This is a genomic window from Microbispora sp. ATCC PTA-5024 (assembly GCF_000511135.2).
Lineage (GTDB): Bacteria > Actinomycetota > Actinomycetes > Streptosporangiales > Streptosporangiaceae > Microbispora > Microbispora corallina.
Genome location: NZ_KI866522.1, coordinates 204,180 through 227,886, shown reverse-complemented (window position 1 = coordinate 227,886; position 23,707 = coordinate 204,180). Strand labels below are relative to the sequence as shown.

Genomic DNA, 23,707 nt, shown 5'->3' with positions numbered 1-23,707 from the left:
TTCCTCTCTGTCCGTTAGCGCAGCGGGGCGGTCGGGCCGTCGGGGTCGGTCATGCGGGCCTCCAGCAACGACTGGACGAACTCGCCGACCTCCTCGTCGGGCAGGCGGCGGAAGCCGTCGGCGGTGATGACGGCGACCACCGGCCAGATCTTCCGCGTGACGTCCGGCCCGCCGGTGGCCGAGTCGTCGTCGGCCGCGTCGTACAGCGACTGCAGGCAGGCGAGCACCATGTCCTGCGGGCTGGCGCCGGGCCGGTAGAGCTTCTTCAGCGCGCCGCGGGCGAAGATCGAGCCGGAGCCGATCGAGTGGAAGTCGTGCTGCTCGTACGGCCCGCCGCCGACGTCGTAGCTGAAGATGCGGCCGCCGTCGGCGGCCGGGTCGTAGGCCGCGAAGAGCGGGACGACGACCAGGCCCTGCATGGCCATCGCGAGGTTGCCGCGGATCATGGTGGCCAGCCGGTGGGCCTTGCCCTCCGTGGACAGCGAGCGGCCCTCGGTCTTCTCGTAGTGCTCAAGCTCGACCCGGAACAGCCGGGCCACCTCGATGCCGGTGCTCGCGGTGCCCGCGATGCCCATGCACGAGTAGTCGTCGGCGCGGAACACCTTCTCCATGTCCCGCTGGGAGATCATGTTGCCGGAGGTCGCACGCCTGTCGCCCGCCATCACCACGCCTCCGGCGCAGGTCGCCGCGACGATCGTGGTCGCGTGCGGGATCTGGTCGCCGACCGGCGCCGCCAGCGTCTCGGCACGCGTGGGCAGCAGGTTCGGCGCGTGCGCGCCGAGGAACTCGGTGAACGACGACGACCCCGTATGTGTGAAGAGGCTGTTCATCCAGGCTGGCTGAGATGCCACGCGACTCCCTCCAAGCGTGCGTTGTTACGCCCGACCCTACTCATGTCTCCGCACTGGTTGCACTCTTCCCGATCAGCTCAGCGCGAACCGGACATCCGTCCGGACCCGCCACGGGCGCACTAACTCCTTCACCAAACCGTTTCTTTACGAGTTAGTTATCACGTGCGAGTGTCGTTTTGTCTGTACGTCATGACTTGACGGGGAGGTCGGCATGAGACCTGCACTCGCGGTGCTGGCGGGGGCCGTACTGGCGCTCGCCGCGTGCGGCACCGGCGGCGGTTCCCAGGACGACGGCGTCACCCTCACCATCACCTCCAACGCCATCTCGGGCGGCAAGAACGCGGAGACCGCGGACTGGACCGCGAAGTGGGTGATCCCGAAGTTCGAGGCCGCCCAGAAGGCCAAGGGCCGGACCGTCCACGTGCGGTTCCAGCCGAGCGGCGTCGACGACGAGCAGTACAAGACGAAGATCGCGCTCGACCTGAAGTCCCGGGCCGGGGCCGACGTGATCGACCTCGACGGCATCTGGGTCGGCGAGTTCGCCCAGGCCGGGTACATCAAGCCGCTGTCCGACGTGGCCGGCGCGGGCGTGGACTCCTGGGAGGGCTGGAACCAGATCCCCCAGGCCGTCCAGGGCCTCGGCACGTTCGACGGCAAGCGGTACGGCCTGCCGCAGGGCACCGACGGCCGGGTGCTGTTCTACAACAAGGACCTGTTCAGGAAGGCCGGCCTGCCGGACCCGTGGCAGCCGAAGAGCTGGCAGGAGATCATCGACGCGGGCACCGCCCTGAAGAAGGCGGGCGTCCAGATCCCGATCCAGCTCGACGCGGGCACCGCGATGGGCGAGGCGACGACCATGCAGGGCGTCCTGCCGCTGCTCGCGGGCGCGGGGGCGGAGATCTACGCCGGCGGCAAGTGGACGGGCGCCTCGCAACCCCTCAAGGACGTGCTGGACTTCTACCGGCAGATCTACACGACCGGGCTCGGCGACCCCCGCCTCCAGCAGGAGGCCCAGGGCCGCGACAAGTCGTTCGCGGAGTTCGCCCAGGGCAAGATCGGGATCCTGGCGGAGAGCGACTACTTCTGGCGGTCGGTGGTCGAGCCCAAGGCCGGCGTCGCTCCCATGCAGAACCGGGACGCCGTCGTCGGGTACGCCCTCATCCCCGCCGAGCGTCCCGGCGCCGGCATCCGCGGGCAGGACTTCGTCAGCATGTCGGGCGGCGCGGTCCGGGTGCTGAACCCGAACTCGAAGAACCCGGGCCTGGCGTGGGAGCTGCTGTCGTTCATGCACTCGGCCGAGGCGACCACCTCGCAGCTCGCCGGGGCCGCCCGCATCACCTCCCGCAAGGACGTCAACGACGCGGTGCTGGGCGCCGACCCGATGCTGAAGTTCGTGTCGGACAAGGTGCTGCCGATCACGGCGTACCGGCCGCCGCTCGCGGTCTACCCGCAGGTGTCGGTCGCGCTGCAGGAGGCGACGGCGGCGATCGTGTCGGGCCGGAGCGTGGAGGAGGCGGCGGCCGGCTACCAGAGCAAGGTGGAGTCCCTTGTCGGCGGCGCGGCGCATGTCGCGGGCTGACCCGGCCGTCTCGCCGGCCGGTCTGGGGCGGGGGCGCGCCGTCGGGTTCATGCTCCCGGCGCTGGTGCTGATCGGGGTCTTCCTGGTCTTCCCGGCGCTGTGGACCATCTACCTGGGGCTGACCGACTACCGCCTCACCGGCCTGGCGGCGGCCGACCCGCAGGTCGTCGGCGCCGCCAACTTCACCGAGGCGCTCGGTGACGACCGGTTCCGCTCGTCGCTGTGGCTCACCGTCCAGTACGTGCTCGGCTCGGCGGTGGTCGGCCAGGCGGTGCTGGGGTTCGCGCTCGCGTGGGCCCTGCGGAACCGGCCGGGGCCGGTCAAGCGGATCACCGAGGGGCTGGTGCTGCTCGCGTGGATCCTGCCCTCCTCTGTCGTGGCGTTCCTGTGGATCGCCCTGCTCGACCGGGACGAGGGGACGCTCAACGCGATCCTGCACACGCCCGGGACGGCGTGGCTGCTCGACCACCCCATGTCGTCGATCATCGTGTTCAACGTCTGGCGGGGCACGGCCTTCTCGATGATGCTGTACGGCGCGGCGCTGGAGAACGTGCCCCCGTCGCACCTGGAGACGGCCCGCCTCGCCGGGGCGTCGACGTTTCAGCAGCTCAGAGACGTCGTGCTGCCCCGGATCCGGGGACACGTGCTGACGAACCTGCTGCTCATCAGCCTGTGGACGTTCAACGACTTCACGGCCTTCCAGATCACCGCGGGCGGGCCGGAGGGGCGCTCGGAGATCCTGCCGATGTACATCTACAACGTCGCGCTGAGCGGGGGCCGCCTCGGGTTCGGCGCGGCCATCTCGTTCCTCGTGCTGCTGATCAACCTGGTCTTCGCCTTCGCCTACCTGCGGATCCTCCGCGGCCGCCGCGAGGTGGTCGTCCCATGACCGACGCGCGCCGCGCGGTGGGCGTGATCATGCGGGCGACGTTCCTGGCGGCCGTGCTCGGGTTCTTCTCGCTGCCGCTGCTGTGGCTGGCCTCGGCGCCGTTCGACGCCCATCCCACGATCACGGCGTCGGTCCCGAGCCTCACCTTGGCGAACTTCCGGTCGCTGCTGGACAACCCGTACGTCCTCAGCTCGCTGCGCAACTCCGTGATCCAGGCGGCCGCCAGCGCCGCGCTCGTGGTGGTGCTGGCCGCCCTCGCCGCGTACGCGCTGTCGCGGGTGCGGGTGCCCGGGCGGGACGCGCTGCTGTACGTCCTGCTGCTGCTGTCGTCGGTAGTGACCGGGACGGCGGCGATGGTGCCGCTGTTCGAGCTGGCGACCCGGCTGAACCTGATCGACACCCATCTCGGGGTGGTGCTGACGCTGTCGGGCGGGCTGCTGCCGGCGGCGATCTTCATCCTGAAGGACTTCATGGACGCCACGCCGACGTCGTACGAGGAGTCGGCCCGGGTGTTCGGGGCGTCGCCGTTGCAGATCCTCGGCCACATCGTGATCCCGCTCGTGCGGCCGGGGCTGGCGACGATCGCCGTCTGGGCCGTGGCCAACGTGTGGGGGAGCTTCCTGCAGCCGTTCATCCTGCTCCGCGACCCGGACAAGGCGCCGGGCTCGGTCATCCTCTACACGCTCTACACCGAGGGCGGCTCGCCGCGCCTCGACCTGATCTCGACGTTCTCGCTGCTCTACTCGCTGCCGGTGGTCGTGATGTACGTGTTCGTCAGCCGCAGGTACGGCTTCCGCTTCCACGGAGGGATCAAGAGGTGATCTCGCTACGCGGCCTGACCAAGGAGTTCCCGGGCGGGGTGCGGGCGGTCGACGCCCTCGACCTGGACATCGGCGACGGGGAGTTCTTCGCGCTGCTGGGGCCGTCCGGCTGCGGCAAGACGACGCTGCTGCGGACGATCGCCGGCCTGGAGACCCCCACGTCCGGGACGGTCGCCATCGGCGGCGCCGACGTGACCCGGCTGCCGCCGGGCCGCCGGGACGTGGCCATGGTGTTCCAGGACTACGCCCTGTTCCCGCACATGGACGTGACCGCCAACATCGCCTACCCGCTGCGGATCCGGAAGGTCCCCCGGGCCCGGCGGGAGGAGAAGGCGGCCGAGACGGCGGCCCGGCTCAGCCTGACGGAGTTGCTCGCCCGCAGGCCCGGCCAGCTGTCCGGCGGCCAGCAGCAGCGGGTGGCGCTCGCGCGGGCCATCGCGTGCCACCCGAAGGTGTTCCTGTTCGACGAGCCGCTGTCGAACCTCGACGCGCGGCTGCGGCTGGAGGCCCGGACGTTCCTCAAACGCCTCCAGCGTGAGCTGGCCGTGACCACGGTCTTCGTCACCCACGACCAGGGCGAGGCGCTGGCCCTGGCCGACCGGATCGCCGTCATGTCGGCCGGGCGCATCACCCAGCTCGGCACGCCGGCCGAGGTGTTCCGGCGGCCGGCGACCACGTTCGTGGCCGGCTTCATCGGCTCCACCCCGATGAACCTGCTGCCCGGCACGGCCGAGGGCGGCAGGCTCCGCGTGGCCGGGGCCGTGCTCCCCCTGCCGTCCGAGGTGCCCGACGGGCCGGTGGTGTACGGCCTGCGGCCCGAGTACGCCGACCTGTCCGCGTCGCCCCCGCCGTCCGGGGACGGGGACGCGTTCTCGGGGAAGGTAGCGGTCGTGGAGAACCTCGGCACCGCCCACCTCGTCACGCTGGAGTGCGGCGACCACCTCGTGCAGGCGGTCGCGCCCGAGGGGGAGGAGCCGGCGCTCGGCGCGCTCGCCTGGGTGGTCCCCCGCCCGGGGCGCGCGCTGATCTACCGGGACGACGCGCTCCTCACGGCGGCCTGACCATGGCCGCGATCACAGGCGTGTGGACGCTGGACGACCGGCTGGACGGGCCGGTGAAGGAGCTGGAGTTCGAGGTGCCGCCGGGCACGGCCGCGGTGACCGTCCGGCTCTCCTACGACCGCTCGGCGGGCGTGCTCGACCTCGGCTGCGAGGGCCCCGGCGGCTTCCGCGGCTGGTCCGGCGGCGCCCGCTCCGAGTACACGATCGCGCCCACCTGGGCCACCCCCGGCTACCTGCCGGGCGAGCCGGAGCCCGGGGTGTGGAAGGTGGTGCTGGGCCTGTACCGCGTGCCCCTCGCCGGCCTGCCGTACGAGGTCCGGGTGATCCGCCACCGGCGGGCCCCGGCCGTGCCGCGGCGGCATCCGAGCCGGTGCGTCCGCACGCCCCGCTCGCCGCACCGCGACCCGGCGGCCGTACGGCGGGGGCTGCCGGGCGTCGGCGGCATGCGGTGGCTGGCGGGCGACCTGCACGCCCACACGACCCACTCGGACGGCTCCCTCGACGTGTACGAGCTCGCCTGCGTGGCGGCCGACCGCGGGCTCGACTACCTGGCGGTGACCGACCACAACACGGTCAGCCACCACGCCGAGCTGCCCGCCGCCTCCGCCCTGGCCGGGATCCTGCTCGTGCCCGGGCAGGAGGTGACGACCGACCTCGGCCACGCCAACGCGTTCGGCCGGATCGGCTGGGTCGACTTCCGCCGGCCGCCCGACGAGTGGGCGGACCGGGTGCGGGAGGCCGGCGGCGTGCTGTCGGTCAACCACCCGGTGGCCGGCGACTGCGCCTGGCGGCACCCGATGACCGGCCGCCCGCGCGTGGCCGAGCTGTGGCACTGGAGCTGGTGGGACCGCACCTGGGGCGCGCCGCTCGCCTGGGGGCGGGCCTGGGCCGACGATCTGGTGCCCGTGGGCGGCGGCGACTACCACAGCCCCGAGGAGGGGCACCCGCCCGGCGACCCAACCACCTGGGTGCTCGCCGAGACCGCGGGCGGGCGCGGGCCCGAGGCGGCCGACGCCGTGGTGGCGGCCGTCGCCGAGGGCCGCACGGCCGTGTCCGCCTCGCCGGACGGGCCGCTGCTGCTGCGGCACGGCGACGAGTTCCTGGCGGTGGACGCCGACGGGCTCGTCCTGTGGGGCCCGGACACCCGGACGGTCGTGCGGGGCGACCGGGTGCGGCTGCCCGCCCGGCCGGGCCTGCACCGGCTGGAGACGCCGGCCAACCAGGTGATGGCCCTGTGCGGCTGAACGGGGTTGCCCGGCTGAGGCGGCGGGGATGTGCGTCACAGGGACAAAACCCCTGAAACCGGAATCGCCTGACGTTCCGGCCCGAATCGAGGGAGGGTGATGGAGTGGACGCGCTGAGGGTGGGGGTCGCCGGACTGGGTGTCGTCGCGCAGGTCGTCTACCTGCCCCTGCTGGCCAGGCGGCGGGACATGTTCACCGTCGCCGCCGTGTGCGACCTGGACGGGGAGCACGCCGCCCGGTTCGGCCGGGAGCTGGGCGCTCCCGCGTTCGCCGACCCCGGGCGGATGCTCGACGCCGGCGGCCTCGACGCGCTGCTCGTGCTGACCCCCGGCTCCCACGGGCCGCTCGTGCGGGCCGCGCTGGAGCGCGGCCTGTGGGTGCTGTGCGAGAAGCCGCTCGCCTACAGCCGCGCCGAGCTGGAGGGCCTCCCGGACGACGGCCGCCTCATGGTCGGCTACATGAAGCAGTACGACCCCGCCACCCAGCGGCTGCTGGAGACGCTCCCCGAGGCTGGCGGGCCGGGAAACGTGCGCCAGCTGGACGTGACCGTGCTGCACCCCTCCGGCGAGTCGCAGCTGCTGTTCGCGCGCGCCCGGGCGTCCCGCCCGTCGCCGGAGGCGGTCGCGCCGTACGCGGAGGCGGACGAGGCGGCGCTGACCACCGCGGTCGGCCCGGCGTCGCGGCGCCTGCGGCGGCTGTACGCCGACGTGCTGCTGGGCAGCGTCTGCCACGACATGTCGCTGATGCGGCTGCTCGTGGGCGCGCCGGACACGGTCGACCACGTGGCCGTGTGGCCCGCGGACGTCTTCCCGCCCTCGGTCGAGGTGAGCGGGACCCTGCCGCAGGGCGGCCGGTACGGGCTGCGCTGGCACTACCTGCCCGGCTACCCGGCCTACCGGGAGACCGTGACGCTCCATCACGACCACGGCTCGCTGGAGCTGGTCTTCCCCTCGCCGTACCTGATGAACGCCCCGACCGAGCTCACGGTGCGCTGCCGGGTGGGCACCACCGAGCGGACCACCGTCTACCGCGACGTGGCCGAGGCGTTCGAACGGCAGCTCGTCGCCTTCCACCGCTTCGTCACCGCGGGCGAGCCGCCGCTGACCGGACTCGCCGGCGGCCTCAGCGACATCGTCACCGCCCAGCGCATGGTCCGCCGGTACGCCCAATGGGCCGGGATCCCCGTGAGCGGCGAGTGCGCCGAGGAGGACCCGGGCCGTTCCCCGAAGGAGGAGACCCTGATTGGACGATGAGCCCGGCCGCGAGCCCGGCCGCGAGCCCGGCCGCGAGCCCGGACACGAACCCGGACACGAGCCCGGACGCGGCGCCCCCGAGATCGTCGTCGTGCCGCACACCCACTGGGACCGGGAGTGGTACCTGCCGTTCCAGCGGTTCCGGATGGGGCTGGTCCGCATGCTCGACGACGTCCTCGACGCGATGGCCGCCGACCCGCGCCAGCGGTTCACCATGGACGGCCAGCTCGCCGCGGTGGAGGACTACCTGGAGATCCGGCCGGAGCGGCGGGAGGACCTCGCCCGGTTCGTCGCGGAGGGCCGCTTCGCGGCCGGGCCGTGGCTGATCCTCGCCGACGAGTTCCTGTGCTCGGGCGAGACGCTGCTGCGCAACCTGGAGTACGGCATGCGGGGCGCGGCGGCGCTCGGCGGCGCGATGCGGGTCGGCTACCTGCCCGACCAGTTCGGCCACTGCGCCCAGATGCCCCAGATCCTGGCGCTGGCCGGGCTCCGCGTCGCCTGCCTGTGGCGGGGCGTGCCGGCGTCGGTCGGCCTCGACGCGTTCGACTGGACCGGCGCGGACGGCACCACGGTCCGCACCCGCTACCTGCCCGGCGGGTACGGCAACGCCGTCGCGCTGTTCAACGGCCCCGCCGAGGGCCTGCCGGACCGGGTGGCCGCGTTCGCCGCCGGGATGAAGGGCTGGGCGTCGGGCGAGCGGCTGCTCGCCATGTACGGCGCGGACCACTCGGCCCCCGACCCGGACATCGCCCGGTCGGGCCTGCGGCTGGCCACGCTCGGGGAGTTCCTGGCCGAGGATGACGCCCACGGTCCGCTGCCTGTCGTGGAGGGCGAGCTGCGGTCGCACGCGCGGGCCAACATCCTGCCGGGCGTGATCTCGGCCCGCGTCGGGCTCAAGCAGGCCATGGCGCGGGCGGAGCGGGTCGTGGCCCGGTACGCCGAACCGCTGTCGACGCTGTGGCCGGCCGACCGGTCCGCGTCGCGGCGGATGGTCGAGACGGCCTGGCGGCGGATCGTCGCGTGCAGCGGGCACGACTCGGTCACCGGCTGCGGCTCGGACGAGACGGCCCAGCAGGTGGCCGCCCGCATCGCCGAGGCCGAGCAGATCGGGCAGGCCGTCGTCGACCTGGTGAGCGCCTCGCTGGCCGCCGCCGCCCCCAGGGGGTCGCTCGTGGTGCTGAACCCCTCGCCGTTCGAGCGGACCGGGCTCGTCCTGGCCGACCTGCCGGAGAGCCGCGCCCGCCTGACGGCGGCCGCGGGCCCCGTGCCGGTGCAGCGTCTCGAGCTCGCGCCCACGCTGCTCGACGAGACTGTCATGGACGACCTGCCGCAACTGCTCGGCCGGGTCCACGAACGCGAGCTGTTCGGCCATGAGATCGTCTCCTGGGCCGTGGAGGACGGGGTCTTCACCGTCACCGTCAGCCGGCACGCCTCGGGCTCCTACGCGTACGAGGACCTGCGCCGGGACATCCTGGCGGCCGGACCCGGCCCGTGGGTGGTCCGCACCGTGGCCGAGCCCGTCGTGACCGTGGCCGCGCTGGTGACCGTGCCGCCGCTCGGCCGATCGGTCCTCGCCGCCCGCGAGCCGGTCTTCGACGGCTCCGTGCCGTACGTCCCGGTCGCCCCCCTCGACCCCGAGGCCGGCGACGGCGTGCTGGACAACGGGCTGCTGCGGGTGTCGGTCGCCCCCGACGGCACGCTGTCGCTGCGGAGCCGCGACGGCGCCGAGGCGCACGGCTTCGGGCGCGTGGTGCACGGCGGCGACGTCGGCGACACCTACAACCACGCTCCCCCGCCCGCCGACCGGCTCGCCGGCACGCCCGTCTCGGTGACGGTGGAGGAGATCTGTCACGGGCCGCTCACGGCCGTGCTGGAGGTCACCCGGGCCTACGACTGGCCGGCCGGGGCGGAGCCGTCCGGGGCGCCGGAGGAGACCGTGCGCACGGCCGTCGTCACGCGGGTGGAGCTGCGGGCCGGGGAGCCGTTCGTCCGGTGCCAAGTGGAGATGGACGTGCGCTGCCGGGACCATCGGATCCGCTGGCACGCCCCGCTCGCGCGCCCGGCGCGGGAGTCGTACGCCGAGGGGCAGTTCGCCGTGGTGCGGCGCGGCCTGACGGGCGAGGGCGGCTGCGGCGAGCGGCCGATCCCGACGTTCCCGGCCGAGTCGTTCGCCGCGGCGGGCGGGCTCGCGGTGCTCCTCGACCACGTGACGGAGTACGAGCTGGTGGCCGCCGGGCCGGAGGGGACCGCGGCGTCCGAGATGGCGCTGACGCTCGTGCGGTCGGTCGGCTACCTGTCCCGCAACCGCAACCCGTACCGGGACGAGCCCGCCGGTCCGCAGGTGCCGACCCCGGCCGCCCAGTGCCAGGGCCCGTTCGCGACCAGGTTCGCGGTGCTGCCGTTCGCGGGCGAGTGGCACGAGGCGGGGCTGGTGCGGCTGGCCGAGGAGTACCGCCACGGGCTGCTCGCCGTCCCCGGCGCGGGCCCCGCGGAAGACGGCGCTGCCGGTGGCACCTCGGACGGCACGAGGGCCGCGGTGGCGGACACGCCCGGAGCCTTCTCCCTCAGCGGCGAGGGGGTGACGATGGCGGCGCTGCGCGAGCGAGACGGGTGGCTGGAGGTCCGTCTGGTCGCCGAGTGCCCGGCGGCGACCGAGGCCGTCCTGCGGGGGGACTTCACGGCCGCCCGCAGGGCCGGCGCCCTCGGGATGCCGGCCGGTCCCCTGGCGGTCGCGGACGGGACGCTGCGCCTGCCGATGCGCCCGTTCGAGATCGCGACCGTGCACCTGGCGTACGGCGACCCGGCCTGACCCCGCCCCGGCCCCGCCGTGTGCGCGCGGCGGCACGACGACGGGCGCTCACGAGGCGGGCGGCCGGACCGTCAGCGGGGTGAGCTGGTGGATGTCGTGCCGCGCGCGCAGCGCGGCGATCTCGGCGGGGTCCGGCGCCCCGGGCGCGGCCAGCAGATCGGTGAGCTCCCTGAGGTAGTGCTCGTGGCCGGAGGGGGACACCAGGAACAGCATCCGGGCCGGGGCCGGCCCCGGGTTGAAGAACGCGTGGGGGCAGCCGGCAGGCACGTGCATGAAGCTTCCGGGCCCGCCGCGGTACACCCGGGTGCCCGCCTCCGACTCCCAGGTGCGCCAGTCGCCGGCCGGCTCGCCGGCGGGCCGGAAGGCCAGCAGGTCGAGCTCGCCGTCGAGGACGTAGAACACCTCCTCCGCCTGTTCGTGCAGGTGGGCTCCGACGTCGAAGCCGGGGGCGACCTCGGCCTCGAACACCGACCACACCGGGCTCCGCTCGGCGCCCGTCTTCAGCGTCATCGCCTGGATCGCCCGTCCGCCGCCGGGCGGGAGCAGCAGTCCGTCGGTCATCGGCCCGCCTCCGCCAGGTCCCGCGTCCGCGCCCACGTCTCCAGCGTCATCAGGCCGGGATGGTCGGCGCGCAGCGCCTCGACGTCGGGCACCTGGGCCGGCTGTTCGGAGAAGAACGCGAACATCATCGCGAGCTGCTCGTCGAACGCCCGCACCCGCTCGATCGGCACCCGCCGGAACAGCGCGGGGACGCCGCGCACCCGGCCGAGCACCTCGGCGATCTCCGGCGGGGTGAGGACGTCGCCGGCGATCGAGACCGTCCTGCCCAGGTACCGTCCGGGCCGTTCGAACGCCAGCGCGGCGAACGCGCCGATGTCGTCCACCGCGATCAGCGGCATCGGGACGTCCGGCGGCATGGCGAGGCCGACCACCAGATGACCGTCCTCGACGACCGGGCGGTTGTAGGTGGCGAAGTTGTCCATGAAGGACACGGGCCGCAGGACGGTCGCCGGCACGCCGAGCGTCCGGATGCGGTCCTCGATCCGTTCCTTGCTCTCGTAGTAGGGGATGCCGGAGCCGGCCCCCGCGCCGTTCAGGGAGCTGTAGACGAGGTGCCGGACGCCGAGCCGCGCGGCGAGGTCCGCCACGAGCAGGCCGCGCCGTTCCTCGGCCTCCACCCCCGCCGCCGTGATCCGCGGCCCCTCCATCATGGTCAGGACCAGGAAGACGCCGTGGACGTCCTTCATGGCGGCCTCCAGCGAGGCGGCGTCGTCGAGGTCGCCGGTCACCAGTTCGGCGCCCGCCTCGCGCAGCGCCGCGGCGGCGGGGGCGCCGGCGTCGCGCACCAGCGCCCGCACCCTGCGGCCGCCGTCGAGCAGGTGCCGCGCGGCCGCGCCGCCCTGCTGCCCGGTCGCGCCGATGACGAGCACCGGCCCTTCTGTCCCGTTCATCGTGTCCTCCGTGTCGTGTCCGAATCGCTACGATCATTACGGTAGACACGACGACGACGCCCGTCCTGGTGGCGTTGGTGCCAGGCAGGCGGTCGGCGCGGGAGCCACCGACACGGGGAGTCAGGCCAGATGGGCGGTGACCGGTCCCGCCGCGTGGAGCTCGGCGCGTTCCTGCGCGCCCAGCGCGGGCGGCTGCGCCCGGCCGACGTGGGGCTCCCTGAGGACCTCCGGCCGGGCCTGCGGCGGACCCCCGGCCTGCGGCGCGAGGAGGTCGCCGAGCTGGCGGGGCTCAGCCTCACCTGGTACACGTGGCTGGAGCAGGGCCGCGACATCGCGGCGTCGGCCCAGGTGGTCGGCGCGCTGGCGCGGGCGCTGCGGCTGGACCCCGACCAGTACCGGCACCTGTGCCGCCTGGCCGGCCTGGCCGCGCCCGAGCCGGACGCGGCGGGGGCGGACGGCCTGCTCCGGTTGCAGCGGCTGGTGGACGCCGCCGTCCCCAACTGCGCGTCGGTGTACGACGCGCGCTTCGACTTCGTGGTGTGGAACTCGGCCTACGCGCGGCTCCGCCACGACCCGGCGCTCCTGCCGGAGAGCCGGCGGAACCTGCTGTGGATCATGTTCGCCGACGACGTGGCCCGCGCCCGGATGGTGCGGTGGGAGGCGGCCGCGCGGGCGGTGCTGAACCAGGTCAGGGTCGCGGTGGGCGAGCGGCCGGAGGACCCCCGGCTCGCGGGTCTCGTCGCCGAGCTGGCGGAGGAGAGCCCCGAGTTCCGCCGGTGGTGGGCCGAGTATCCGGACCGGTACTTCCGGCCCGCGACCATCGGCGTCGACCACCCGGAGGCCGGGCGGGTCGACCTCGTGATGTACCAGCTCCGCCCGGTGGAGCGGCCCGATCTGCTGATGGTGCTGCAGGTCCCGGCGACAGGCGCCGACCTGCGGCGGGTCACCGCGCTGCTGGACGCCTCGCCGGCCTGACCGTCGTCCGGACGGTCATTCCGGTCCATGCGGGGCCCAGCGCGCGTTCTCACGCCCTGGGCGGTGCGGCCCGTCGTGCCCCGGAGTCGTCATGGGCACCGGCCGCGCGGGACCGGTCGTCCCTCAAGGCCGTGCGGATCTGCCGGCGCGCTCTGGCCGCGCGAGAACGGTCGTGCGCCCCGGGCCGGGCGGCGAGGAGCCGGTGATCCGGCGCGCCGGGGCCCGGCACGTCCGCCGCTCCCGCTCCCGGCACGCGCCCGTGGCGCCGCCGGTCACCGGCGGTCCGGACCGCGCCGTGGCCGGCCGGTCCGGCCGCGGGCCGTCGGGCCCGGCCTACTCGCCGCCCTTCTGGACGTACGACCGGACGAACTCCTCCGCGTTCTCCTCGAGGACCTCGTCGATCTCGTCGAGGATCGCGTCGACGTCGTCGGTGAGCTTCTCGTTGCGCTCCTGGACGTCCGGGGACGCCTGCGCCTCGGTCTCCTCGACCTCGTGGTCCTGGCGGCCGGCCTGCTTCTGCCCGCCCGTGTCCTTGGTCGCCATCCCTGTACCTCCGCTGCTCGGGGGGACGCCTCTCCCCCATATCTTCCCCGAACCGGACGACATTGCGCGCGAATGGAGCCGCGATCTTTGCCGGGCCTCATCGCGCCCTGCCAGCCAACCCTCCGACCGGCCACAACGCAAACCCACTTGACGGATAGCTCCGCTATCCAATAATTGGATAGCACTGCTGTCCAATGGAGGAGCACCCGATGTCCCCCGCGTCCGCGACCACCGCCGGAATCCTGCTGATCACCGTCACCGGGGTGGGCTACGGCGGCCTCACGCTGCTGACCGCCATCCTCCGCAAGGTCCCCGGATACCTGGACAACCCCGTGCGGCGGGGGCTGTGGCGGGCCGGCCACGCCCACGCCGGCGTGCTCGTCCTGTTCTCCCTCGTCGCGCTGCTCTACCTCGACCAGGCCGACCTGCCGGACGCCCTGCGCACGCTCGCCCGGCTGCTGATCGTCGCGGCGCCCATCCTCATGCCGCTCGGCTTCTTCCTGTCGGTCGCCCGGCCGTCCGACACCCGGCCGAACCGGCTCATCCTGCTCACCGTCCTGGGCGGCGCCGCGCTCGCGGCCGGCACGCTGATCCTCGGCATCGGGCTGCTGTAGACCGGATCGTTATCGATGTCACACTCTTGGTGACGGCCAATCGGCGCGGGGCGGCGACCGTTCGGATCACAATGTTGAGGATCTCGGTACAGTCGAGCGGTTTCGAGCACACGGGTGGCTGATGGGAACGGGTGCACGGCAACTGCTGGCGGATCGCTACCGGCTGCTGTCGCCCCTCCGCCGTGACGGCGGGGGGATCATGTGGCACGCCCACGATCTGCGCCTCAAGCGCGACGTGGCGATCAAGGAGGTCCAGCCGCCGTACCGGGTGGACGCGGCGGACCTGCAGGCCGCGCGGCGGCAGGCGCTGCGCGAGGCCCGGTCGGCCGCCCGGCTGAGCCACCCGGCCGTGATCACCGTGCACGATTTGCTGGAGGACCGGGGCAGGCTCTGGATCGTGACAGAGCTCCTCCAGGGCCTCACGCTCAGCGAGACCGTACGGCACCTCGGACGGCTCCCGGTGCACTGGGCGGCCTGGGTGGGCTTCCAGCTCCTCACGGGGGTCCGGCACGCCCACTCCCTGGGGGTCATCCACGGCGACATCCGCCCCGGCAACGTGGTCCTGACCGAGGACCGCGTGGTGCTGACCGACTTCGGCATCGCGGCCTTCGAACGGGACCCCGGCTCCTCGACCACCGTGCCGCTCACGCGGTCCGGGGCGTACCTCGCCCCCGAGCGCATGCGCGGAGGCGCGCCGGCACCCGCCGCGGACCTGTGGTCCTTCGGGGCCACCCTGTACTGCGGCGTCGAGGGGAGGCCGCCGTACCCGAGCGTGGGCCCGCTGGCGGCCGGTCTGGCGCTCACCCGGGAGCCCGACCCGGCGCACCGCGCCGGACCCCTGCGCGCGGTCCTGGACGGCCTGCTGCGGCGCGAGCCCGAGGAGCGGCTGAGCGCCGAGGCGGCGACCCGCCTGCTGGCCGACGTGCTGCGGCGGCAGGGCATCCCGGCCGCCGCGCCCGGCCGCAGCCAGGGCGAGCTCCCGGCCGCCCGCCCTTACAACGTAGATTCACGCCGGTCCGGGACCGGCTGGCCCGTCCCCGACCACCCCGCCCTCTGAGGAGGCGGTTCAGCCTTCGCCGGTGAGTGCGGCGACCAGGTCGGCGGCGGTCCGGCAGCGGTCGAGCAGCTCCCCGACGTGGGCCTTGGTCCCGCGCAGCGGCTCCAGCGTGGGCACGCGCTGCAGCGACTCCCTGCCGGGGATGTCGAAGATCACCGAGTCCCAGGAGGCGGCGGCGACCGAGTCGCTGTACTGCCGCAGGCATCGCCCGCGGAAGTACGCGCGGGTGTCGGTCGGCGGCAGCTCGACCGCGCGGTCGATCTCCTCGTCGCTCACGAGCCGCTGCATCCGCCCCCGGGCGACCAGCCGGTTGTACAGGCCGCGCTCCGGACGGATGTCGGAGTACTGGAGGTCGACCAGCTGAAGGCGCGGGTGCGACCACGGCAGGCCGTCCCGGGTCCGATAGCCCTCGAGGAGCTCCAGCTTCGCCACCCAGTCGAGCTCGCGGGACAGCTGCATCGGGTCCTCGGCGAGCCGGGTGAGCACGGACTCCCAGCGGTTGAGCACGTCCTTGGTCATGTCGTCGGCGCCGGACCCGAACCGGTCCTCGACGTACTTGCGCGCCTGCTCCAGGTACTCCATCTGGAGCTGGACGGCCGTCATCTTGCGCCCGCTGCGCAGCGCGATCTCATACCGGCAGGTGGGGTCGTGGGACACCGCCCGGAGCGCGGCGACCGGGGACTCCGGCGTGAGGTCGGCCGTGAGGAAGCCCTCCTCGATCATCGCGAGGACGAGTGCCGTGGTCCCTAGCTTCAAATATGTCGAAATTTCCGACATATTGGCGTCGCCGATGATCACGTGCAGCCGGCGGTACTTCTCCGGGTCGGCGTGCGGCTCGTCGCGGGTGTTGATGATGGGCCGCTTGAGCGTGGTCTCCAGGCCGACCTCGACCTCGAAGAAGTCGGCCCGCTGGCTGATCTGGAAGCCCTCGCCGCGCGAGTCCTGCCCGATGCCGACCTTGCCCGCCCCGCACACGACCTGCCGCGACACGAAGAACGGCGTCAGGTGCCGCACGATGTCGGCGAACGGCGTGGCCCGGCGCATGAGGTAGTTCTCGTGGCAGCCGTAGGAGGCGCCCTTGGCGTCGGTGTTGTTCTTGTAGAGCTGGATCGGCGCGTTGCCGGGCATGGACGAGGCCCGGACGGCCGCGTCGTACATGACCCGCTCGCCCGCCTTGTCCCAGATCACCGACGCCCGCGGGTTCGTGGTCTCCGGCGTGGAGTACTCCGGGTGGGCGTGGTCGACGTACAGGCGCGCGCCGTTGGTGAGGATCACGTTGGCGAGGCCCAGGTCCTCGTCGGTGAGCTGACTCTGGTCGGCCACCTCGCGGGCCAGGTCGAACCCTCGGGCGTCGCGGAGCGGGTTCTCCTCCTCGAAGTCCCACCGGGCCCGGCGAGCCCGGGCGGCCGACGCCGCCAGGTACGCGTTGACGACCTGCGACGAGGTCACCATCGCGTTCGCTCCCGGTTGACCTGGTACGGCGATGCCGTACTCGGTCTCGATGCCCATCACCCGCCGAACCGTCATTCGCACCCCGCCTGTTTCAGGCTGTCGTCGTCATATCCGAGCCTAGCCCCTTCTCTATGCCCTGCTACCAGACAGTTACGGCACAGATGCCTCGTGACTTTGCGCGGCGAGGGCCTGCGGGAGAGGGGAAGCAGGGGCTCCGCCGGCCCCGCGGCGTCCCCCCGTACGGGCCACCAGAGCGCCCAGACGGGCCCTGAGCCACCGCTGACCTGGTCTGTCGACCATCCGGTACGCGAGGTACGCGATCGCGATCGAGACCGCCATCGTGATCGCGACGAGCAGCCAGGGATCAACGATGTCCCGATATGTGGGGATGAGAACCGCGGAGACCGTCTGATGCAGCAGGTACAGCGGATAGGTGAGCGCCCCGAGGGTCATGAGGGGCCTCCAGCGCAGCCACCGCAGCCAGCCGAGCGAGACCGCGGCCATCAGCAGGAAGATCACCGAAATCGCGACGACGACGTTCTCCGGCGGCGCCGGGTAGTGCTTGAGCCCGATCAGCCGGACGCGCTCCCCCACGCGCTCGGTGGCGGCGTACAGGGACATGGCGTAGCCCCCCGCGACGAACGCCCACGGCAGCAGCCACCCGGCCCGCGGCCCGAACCGGTGGATCAGGAAGAAGGCCATGCCCGCGATGAAGTACGGCGCCTGGCGCGGCTGGAACACGAACACGAGCACGTCGTTCTGGGTGAGCTCGGCGGCCAGGGCCAGCGCGAACCACGCCCCGAGGAACGCCAGGCACCGCCGCAGGGTGATCCCGAACAGGGCGAACACCCCGATGAGGACGTAGAACCGCAGCTCCACCCACAGCGACCAGAACACACCGCCCGCGTGCCCGACGCCGAACGCGCCCTGGAGCATGCTCAGGTTGAGCAGGTACTCCCCGGTGGACAGCTTCGGGTCGAAGGCGGTGACCCCGCTGAAGCGGTACATGATGAAGATCACGACCACGGCGAACCAGTACGCCGGGAACAGCCGGGACACCCGGGAGACGGCGAACTGCCCGACCGTGTGCCCCCACACGCTCATCAGGATCACGAACCCGCTGATGAGGAAGAACAGCTCGACGCCCAGGATGCCGAGCGACGACAGCCGGCTGACGGGGGCGAACAGGGTGGTCGGGTACTCGTCCCACAGGGACCGGCTCGCCGCCATGAAGTGGAACGACATCACCGCGAACGCGGCCACGAACCGCAGGGCGTCCAGCTCGACGAGACGGGGTCCCTTCGCCGTCTCGACGACCGGGGCACCCGGCTCGGCGGCCGGGGAACCTGGGGAGGGCACAGGGGTCACCCTGGCACGCCTAGGTAGATCACGCACCTTTGACGCGATCGCTTCCCTCCCGGTTCCACCCTTTTCAACCGCTCTGTGCGCCGGTCGTACGAGCCCCGGGGACGGGAACGGGACAAAACGGCTTGGGCCCGGACATGCCAGAGCGGCGCGATCCGGAGATCGCGCCGCTCCAGGTGACGCCGTGCCGGCTCCCGGAGGCGCCGCTTACAGGTACTGGCCGGTGTTGGCGACCGTGTCGATCGACCGGCCGGCCTCGGTGCCCTGCTTGCCCTGGACGAGCGTGCGGATGTAGACGATCCGCTCGCCCTTCTTGCCGGAGATGCGGGCCCAGTCGTCGGGGTTGGTGGTGTTGGGCAGGTCCTCGTTCTCGGAGAACTCGTCCACGCAGGCGGCCAGCAGGTGGGCGATCCGCAGACCCTTCTGCCCGGTCTCCAGGAACTCCTTGATGGCCATCTTCTTGCCCCGGTCCACGATGTTCTGGATCATGGCGCCGGAGTTGAAGTCCTTGAAGTACAGGACCTCCTTGTCGCCGTTGGCGTAGGTCACCTCGAGGAAGCGGTTCTCCTCGCTCTCGGCGTACATCCGCTCGACCACCCGCTGGATCATCGCGGAGATCGTGCCCTCGCGGCTGTCGCCGTGCTCGGTCAGATCGTCGCCGTGCAGCGGGAGCTCACTGACCAGGTACTTCGAGAAGATGTCCTTGGCCGCCTCGGCGTCCGGCCGCTCGATCTTGATCTTGACGTCCAGGCGGCCGGGCCGCAGGATCGCCGGGTCGATCATGTCCTCGCGGTTGGAGGCGCCGATGACGATGACGTTCTCCAGGCCCTCCACGCCGTCGATCTCCGACAGCAGCTGGGGGACGATGGTGTTCTCGACGTCGGAGGAGACGCCCGAGCCGCGGGTGCGGAAGATCGAGTCCATCTCGTCGAAGAACACGATCACCGGGGTGCCCTCGGAGGCCTTCTCCCGGGCCCGCTGGAAGACCAGGCGGATGTGCCGCTCGGTCTCGCCGACGTACTTGTTCAGCAGCTCGGGGCCCTTGATGTTGAGGAAGAAGCTCTTGCCGGACTGACCGGTCTTCTCCGCGACCTGCTTGGCCAGGGAGTTGGCGACGGCCTTGGCGATGAGCGTCTTGCCGCAGCCGGGCGGGCCGTACAGCAGGACGCCCTTCGGCGGGCGCAGCTTGTGCTCGCGGAACAGGTCGGCGTGCAGGTACGGCAGCTCGATCGCGTCCCTGATCTGCTCGATCTGCCGGCTGAGGCCGCCGATCTCCTCGTAGGAGATGTCGGGGACCTCCTCGAGGACGAGCTCCTCCACCTCCGACTTCGGGATCCGCTCGTACACGTAGTTGGAACGGGGTTCGAGCAGGAGGGAGTCGCCCGCGCGGAGCGGCTGGTCGAGCAGCGAGTGGGCGAGCTTGACGACCCGCTCCTCGTCCGCGTGGGAGATGACGAGGGCGCGGTCCCCCGTCTCCAGCAGCTCCTTGAGCATGACGATCTCGCCGACGTCCTCGTAGCCCAGAGCCTCGACCACGTTGAGCGCCTCGTTGAGCATGACCTCCTGGCCACGCTTGAGCGAGTCGACGTCCACGGCCGGGCTGACGTTCACCCGGAGCTTGCGGCCCCCGGTGAACACCTCGATCGTGCCGTCGTCCCTGGCCTCCAGGAAGACGCCGAAACCGGACGGCGGCTGCGCCAGCCGGTCGACCTCCTCCTTGAGCGCGACAATCTGATCCCTGGCCTCCTTGAGGGTGGAAACCAGCCGCTCGTTCTGGCTGGTGAGGGCGGCCACCTGGGCTTGCGCCTCATGCAGACGCTCTTCGATGACCCTGGCCTGCCGGGGGGACTCGGCCAGCTTCCGCCGCAACGCGGTGATCTCCTCCTGCAGGAAGGAGACCTGTGTTGTGAGATCGGCGACCTCCCGTTCGCGCTGCGCGGCTCGAGCCTCGGCATCGTCGCGAGCTGCCACGCCCCGTCACCTCCTTCCCCGTCGAGAACGACTACTCAAGACCCTACCTATCTTGGCGCTGTACGTAACCTGGCCGGGCAGTGTTCGTGTAGTTACGTTGGGTGTTCGGCGTTTGATACCTTATGGACCGTTTCTTCGGGTCAGCATTAGGAACACACCCATATGTTCCCGTGTCACGTGGCTTTGCCGGGTTGTGGCTGAATTGTCACACTGCTTCGATCCCCTCTCCATACGCCCCCTTGGCCGGGCGCCTGCGCCGGGGCGGGGGCGTCACGCCGTCCGCCATGCGACGGGCGGTGACGAGAAACCCGGTGTGGCCGACCATCCGGTGGTCCGGCCGTACGGCGAGGCCCTCGACATGCCAGTCGCGAACCAGGGTCTCCCACGCGTGGGGCTCGGTGAAACTCCCGTGCTCGCGCAGGGTCTCCACCGTTCGGGACATTTGCGTCGTTGTAGCGACATAACAGCAAATAACTCCGCCGGGTGTGAGGGCCTTGGCGGCGGCGTCGACGCACTCCCACGGCGCCAGCATGTCGAGGATGACGCGGTCGACGTCGGCCTCGTCGAGCGCGGCCACGAGGTCTCCCACCACGAGCCGCCACTGCCCCACCGGGCCGCCGAAGAACTTCTCCACGTTCTTGGTCGCGATCTCGGCGAAGTCGGCCCGGCGCTCGTAGGAGGTGACCGAGCCCTCGGGGCCGACCGCGCGGAGCAGGAAGCAGGTGAGCGCGCCCGACCCGACGCCGGCCTCCACGACCCGCGCCCCCGGGAAGATGTCGGCCATGGCGACGATCTGGGCCGCGTCCTTCGGGTAGACGACGGCCGCGCCGCGCGGCATCGACACGGCGTAGTCGGCCAGCAGGTGACGGAACGCCAGGTAGACGGTGCCGCCCGAGGAGCGGACGACGGAGCCCTCGGGCTGCCCGATCAGGTCGTCGTGCGGGATCGACCCCTTGTGCGTGTGGAAGACGCCGCCCTCTTTCAGCGTCACCGTGTGCCGCTTGTTCTTCGGGTCGGTGAGCTGAACCTGATCTCCGGCCTGGAACGGGCCGTGCCTGCGAAAACCCATGCTGGAAAGGCTAGTGGCATCGCCCCGGTCCCCCGCCCGGGCGACGGGGGCCGGTGGGAAACCCGATGGTCGCGGCGGCGGGGCCCCTGGTAACAATGGGACATGTTGCCCCTCGAGACCATCCCCGCCGGATCCGCCGTCCTCCGCCTGCCGAACGAGGGGGACGCCGGCGACGTGGCGCGGGCGTGCGCCGACCCCGACGTCGTCCGGTTCATCCCGCTGGTCCCGTCGCCGTACTCGCGGGACGACGCGCTGTACTGGATCACCAAGGCCGTGCCGGCGACCTGGGAGGCGGGCGGAGCGGACTTCCTGATCGCGGACGGGGCGACCGGCGGGACGCTGGGCACGGTGGGCCTCAAGCCGCCGGACCGCTTCGGCAACAGCGAGGTCGGCTACTGGCTCGCCCCCTGGGCGCGCGGGCGCGGCGTGGCGACCGAGGCCGTGCGGGCCCTGTCCGCGTGGGGCTTCGCCCACGGGCTGCCGCGGATCACGCTGCTGGCCGACGTGGAGAACGTCCCCAGCCAGCGGGTGGCGATGCGCTCCGGCTTCACCCTGGAGGGCGTGCAGCGCGAGGCCGCCGGCGGCCGGGACGGCCGGCGGGTGGACCTGGCGGCCTACGCCCGGCTCGCGGGCGACCCGGGCGAGCCCGTCACGCCGTACCTGCCGTTCCTCCCCGGCGGATTCCCCGGCGGGGAGCTCAGCGACGGCGTCGTGCGGCTCACACCGCTGACGACGGACGATGCCGAGGAGTGCCACCGGCTGCGGACCGTGCCGGACGTCGCCGCCTCGCGGGTCCCGCCCACGCCCGTCACGTACGCCGCGACCCTGGACGTGTGCCGCCGCAACGGGCACCTGTGGCTGGCGGGCCGGCGGGCCGAGATGGCGATCAGGGACGCCCGTACCGGCGCGCTCGCCGGGGAAGTCCAATTGAGCAACGTCGTCCCCCCGCTGGACCAGGCCATGGTGGGCTACAGCCTGCACCCGGAGTTCCGCGGGCGCGGCCTCACCGTCCGGGCCGTGCGGCTGCTCGCCGACTGGGCCTTCGCGAGCACGCCCCTCAGGAGGCTGGTCGCCGGCACGGCCCCGGGCAACACGGCGTCCCACCGGGTGCTGGAGCGGACCGGGTTCACCCGCGAGCTCCTCGTGAGGGGGCTGCTGCCCGGCCCGGACGGCACCCGGGCCGACGTCCTCCAGTGGGCCCGCTCGCGCTGACCCCGGCGGGGGCCTCAGTCGGCGCCGTACGCCGCCCGGAGCTTGCCGAAGGCGGCGTCGGTCCCCTGGAGGGCGCGGTCGATCTCCTCGTCCGTGTGAGCCGCCGACAGGAACCAGTTGTGCCAGGGGTGGAGGTACACGCCCTCGTCCAGGCAGTGCCCGGCCCACGCGATGCCCTTCTCCAGGGTCGCGTCGCCCTCGAAGGACAGCCACGGGATCTGCACCGGGCCCGTCTGGCGGATCACGAAGCCGTGTGAGGCCGCCTGCGCCGCCAGGCCCTCGCGCAGGCGCGTCCCCGCGCGGTGCATGAGCGCCGGGCCGCCGGTCTCCCGCAGGATCTCGATGGTCGCGATCGCCGCCGCCATCGCCGCGGCGGAGAACCAGAACGAGCCGGTCGAGTAGAGGGTCTGCGCCGCCCCCCGCAGCGCGTCCACACCGGTGACCGCGGCGATGGGGAAGCCGTTCGCCATGGCCTTGCTCCACGCCGTGAGGTCGGGGCGGACTCCCAGCGGCTCCCACGAGCCCCGCAGGTCGAGCCGCCACCCCGCCCGTACGTCGTCGATGACGAGGGCGGCGCCCAGGCGGTCGGCCAGGGCGCGCACGCCGCGCGCGAACGCCTCGTCGGCCGGCTCCTGGTCCTCGAACGAGTCGTGCTTGAACGGCGTGACGAGAATGGCGGCCACGTCGCCCTCGGCCTGCGCGGCGGCCGCCTCCGCGCTCGCCAGGTCGTTGTAGGCGAACTCGATCGTGTCGGCCCGCTGGTTGGGCGTGACACCGGACAGGCCGGGCGTGCACCAGGGGTCGGCGCCGTGGTAGGCGCCGTGCGCCACCAGGACCTTGGTCCTGCCGGTGGCGGCCCTGGCGACCATGAGGGCCTGGGTCGTCGCGTCGGTGCCGTTCTTGGAGAACATGGCCCAGTCGGCCGAGGGGATGAGGTCGACCAGCAACTCGGCCAGCTCGACCATCACGGCGCCGGGGCCGTTGAGGCAGTCGCCGAGCGCCTGCTGCGCGGCGGCGGCCTCCTCCACCCGCGGGTTGCGGTGGCCCACGATCATCGGACCCCAGCTGCACATGAGGTCGACGTACTCCCGGCCGTCGACGTCCCACTGCCGGGCGCCCTCCGCCCTGGCGAAGAACTGGGGGTAGCGCTCGCCGTGCAGGGCGGCGTTGAGATGGCCGTACATCCCTCCGGGGACGACCTTGGCCGCGCGGGCCCGCAAGGAGGCGTCGAGGGACATGGGGATGCTCCCGTCTACAGGTCGGCGTCCGCGAGGGGCGCGGAGGCTCGGTGGGCGTCGATAGGGGTCGATAGGGGCCGGTGGCGGCTGGCGCTTCGTGGGGGCCGGCGCGGCCCCGCGGGTGGGGTGCGGAGTCGCTGCGCACGGGCCGGTGCGGCCGGCTGGGTGCGGCCGGGGTGGGCGCGCTCGGGCTGGCGCGGCCCGCGGTCAGTCGGCGTGCACCGGGCCGTCGAGGCCCGCGTCGGAGCCTACT

At 72.7% G+C, this 23,707-nt stretch carries 20 protein-coding genes; 11 read left to right on the top strand and 9 right to left on the bottom strand.

What is annotated here, in order from left to right:
- Window positions 1-14: 14 nt before the first annotated feature.
- Window positions 15-830 (bottom strand): proteasome subunit beta, encoded by an 816-nt coding sequence (gene prcB / locus MPTA5024_RS00995; protein WP_036318757.1) that lies wholly within the window; start codon window positions 828-830, stop codon window positions 15-17.
- A gap of 232 nt (window positions 831-1,062) precedes the next feature.
- On the opposite strand from prcB, the gene MPTA5024_RS00990 reads away from it, so the two are divergent.
- The 7 genes from MPTA5024_RS00990 (at window position 1,063) to MPTA5024_RS00960 (ending at window position 10,507) form a co-directional block, all read left to right on the top strand.
- Window positions 1,063-2,430 (top strand): extracellular solute-binding protein, encoded by a 1,368-nt coding sequence (locus tag MPTA5024_RS00990; protein WP_036318754.1) that lies wholly within the window; start codon window positions 1,063-1,065, stop codon window positions 2,428-2,430.
- Window positions 2,417-3,319 carry a carbohydrate ABC transporter permease gene (locus tag MPTA5024_RS00985; RefSeq protein ID WP_036322688.1) on the top strand — a complete coding sequence of 301 codons (903 nt, stop codon included), beginning with the start codon at window positions 2,417-2,419 and terminating at the stop codon, window positions 3,317-3,319. Before MPTA5024_RS00990 ends, MPTA5024_RS00985 begins: the two co-directional genes overlap by 14 nt.
- Window positions 3,316-4,140, top strand: coding sequence for a carbohydrate ABC transporter permease (locus tag MPTA5024_RS00980; RefSeq protein ID WP_036318750.1), 825 nt, complete (start codon window positions 3,316-3,318; stop codon window positions 4,138-4,140). The genes MPTA5024_RS00985 and MPTA5024_RS00980 overlap by 4 nt, the downstream gene beginning before the upstream one ends.
- Entirely contained in the window at window positions 4,137-5,201 is a 1,065-nt protein-coding gene (locus MPTA5024_RS00975; protein ID WP_036318746.1) for an ABC transporter ATP-binding protein, read from the top strand. Before MPTA5024_RS00980 ends, MPTA5024_RS00975 begins: the two co-directional genes overlap by 4 nt.
- Window positions 5,202-5,203: 2 nt before the next feature.
- Window positions 5,204-6,445: a CehA/McbA family metallohydrolase gene (locus MPTA5024_RS00970; RefSeq protein WP_036318743.1), complete on the top strand. Its 1,242-nt coding sequence runs from the start codon at window positions 5,204-5,206 to the stop codon at window positions 6,443-6,445.
- A gap of 104 nt (window positions 6,446-6,549) precedes the next feature.
- The gene (locus MPTA5024_RS00965; RefSeq protein ID WP_232326095.1) at window positions 6,550-7,698 is read left to right on the top strand and encodes a Gfo/Idh/MocA family protein; all 1,149 of its coding nucleotides are present in this window, start codon (window positions 6,550-6,552) and stop codon (window positions 7,696-7,698) included.
- On the top strand, window positions 7,688-10,507 hold the full coding sequence (locus MPTA5024_RS00960) for a glycoside hydrolase family 38 C-terminal domain-containing protein (RefSeq protein ID WP_084369350.1): 2,820 nt from the start codon (window positions 7,688-7,690) through the stop codon (window positions 10,505-10,507). The genes MPTA5024_RS00965 and MPTA5024_RS00960 overlap by 11 nt, the downstream gene beginning before the upstream one ends.
- A 48-nt stretch (window positions 10,508-10,555) precedes the next feature.
- Here the strand turns inward: MPTA5024_RS00960 and MPTA5024_RS00955 are convergent, their stop codons facing one another.
- Complete coding sequence (locus tag MPTA5024_RS00955) at window positions 10,556-11,068, bottom strand: cupin domain-containing protein (protein WP_036322679.1); 513 nt, start codon at window positions 11,066-11,068, stop codon at window positions 10,556-10,558.
- Window positions 11,065-11,958: an NmrA/HSCARG family protein gene (locus MPTA5024_RS00950; RefSeq protein ID WP_036318740.1), complete on the bottom strand. Its 894-nt coding sequence runs from the start codon at window positions 11,956-11,958 to the stop codon at window positions 11,065-11,067. The genes MPTA5024_RS00955 and MPTA5024_RS00950 overlap by 4 nt, the downstream gene beginning before the upstream one ends.
- A 129-nt stretch (window positions 11,959-12,087) precedes the next feature.
- On the opposite strand from MPTA5024_RS00950, the gene MPTA5024_RS00945 reads away from it, so the two are divergent.
- Window positions 12,088-12,933 (top strand): helix-turn-helix transcriptional regulator, encoded by an 846-nt coding sequence (locus MPTA5024_RS00945; RefSeq protein ID WP_036318737.1) that lies wholly within the window; start codon window positions 12,088-12,090, stop codon window positions 12,931-12,933.
- A gap of 333 nt (window positions 12,934-13,266) precedes the next feature.
- Here the strand turns inward: MPTA5024_RS00945 and MPTA5024_RS00940 are convergent, their stop codons facing one another.
- Complete coding sequence (locus tag MPTA5024_RS00940; RefSeq protein ID WP_036318734.1) at window positions 13,267-13,476, bottom strand: ubiquitin-like protein Pup; 210 nt, start codon at window positions 13,474-13,476, stop codon at window positions 13,267-13,269.
- A 209-nt stretch (window positions 13,477-13,685) separates the two neighbouring features.
- Between MPTA5024_RS00940 and MPTA5024_RS00935 the strand changes: the two genes are divergently transcribed.
- Window positions 13,686-14,090: a hypothetical protein gene (locus tag MPTA5024_RS00935; protein ID WP_036318731.1), complete on the top strand. Its 405-nt coding sequence runs from the start codon at window positions 13,686-13,688 to the stop codon at window positions 14,088-14,090.
- Window positions 14,091-14,211: 121 nt separating this feature from the next.
- Window positions 14,212-15,147: a serine/threonine-protein kinase gene (locus MPTA5024_RS00930; protein ID WP_051457570.1), complete on the top strand. Its 936-nt coding sequence runs from the start codon at window positions 14,212-14,214 to the stop codon at window positions 15,145-15,147.
- Between the two features lie 9 nt (window positions 15,148-15,156).
- Here MPTA5024_RS00930 and dop read toward each other — a convergent pair whose 3' ends face one another.
- From dop to MPTA5024_RS00910, 4 genes are all read right to left on the bottom strand, one after another.
- Window positions 15,157-16,674 (bottom strand): depupylase/deamidase Dop, encoded by a 1,518-nt coding sequence (gene dop / locus MPTA5024_RS00925; RefSeq protein ID WP_084369349.1) that lies wholly within the window; start codon window positions 16,672-16,674, stop codon window positions 15,157-15,159.
- Window positions 16,675-16,749: 75 nt separating this feature from the next.
- Entirely contained in the window at window positions 16,750-17,958 is a 1,209-nt protein-coding gene (locus tag MPTA5024_RS00920; protein WP_051457569.1) for an acyltransferase family protein, read from the bottom strand.
- Window positions 17,959-18,171: 213 nt separating this feature from the next.
- Window positions 18,172-19,935, bottom strand: coding sequence for a proteasome ATPase (gene arc, locus MPTA5024_RS00915; RefSeq protein ID WP_036318726.1), 1,764 nt, complete (start codon window positions 19,933-19,935; stop codon window positions 18,172-18,174).
- A gap of 205 nt (window positions 19,936-20,140) precedes the next feature.
- Window positions 20,141-21,004, bottom strand: a complete 864-nt coding sequence (locus MPTA5024_RS00910; protein WP_036318722.1) for a tRNA (adenine-N1)-methyltransferase — start codon at window positions 21,002-21,004, stop codon at window positions 20,141-20,143.
- Between the two features lie 102 nt (window positions 21,005-21,106).
- Between MPTA5024_RS00910 and MPTA5024_RS00905 the strand changes: the two genes are divergently transcribed.
- Window positions 21,107-22,216: a GNAT family N-acetyltransferase gene (locus MPTA5024_RS00905; protein ID WP_036318720.1), complete on the top strand. Its 1,110-nt coding sequence runs from the start codon at window positions 21,107-21,109 to the stop codon at window positions 22,214-22,216.
- 14 nt (window positions 22,217-22,230) lie between these two features.
- Here MPTA5024_RS00905 and MPTA5024_RS00900 read toward each other — a convergent pair whose 3' ends face one another.
- Entirely contained in the window at window positions 22,231-23,454 is a 1,224-nt protein-coding gene (locus MPTA5024_RS00900; protein ID WP_036318718.1) for an aminotransferase class III-fold pyridoxal phosphate-dependent enzyme, read from the bottom strand.
- Window positions 23,455-23,707 lie beyond the last annotated feature (253 nt).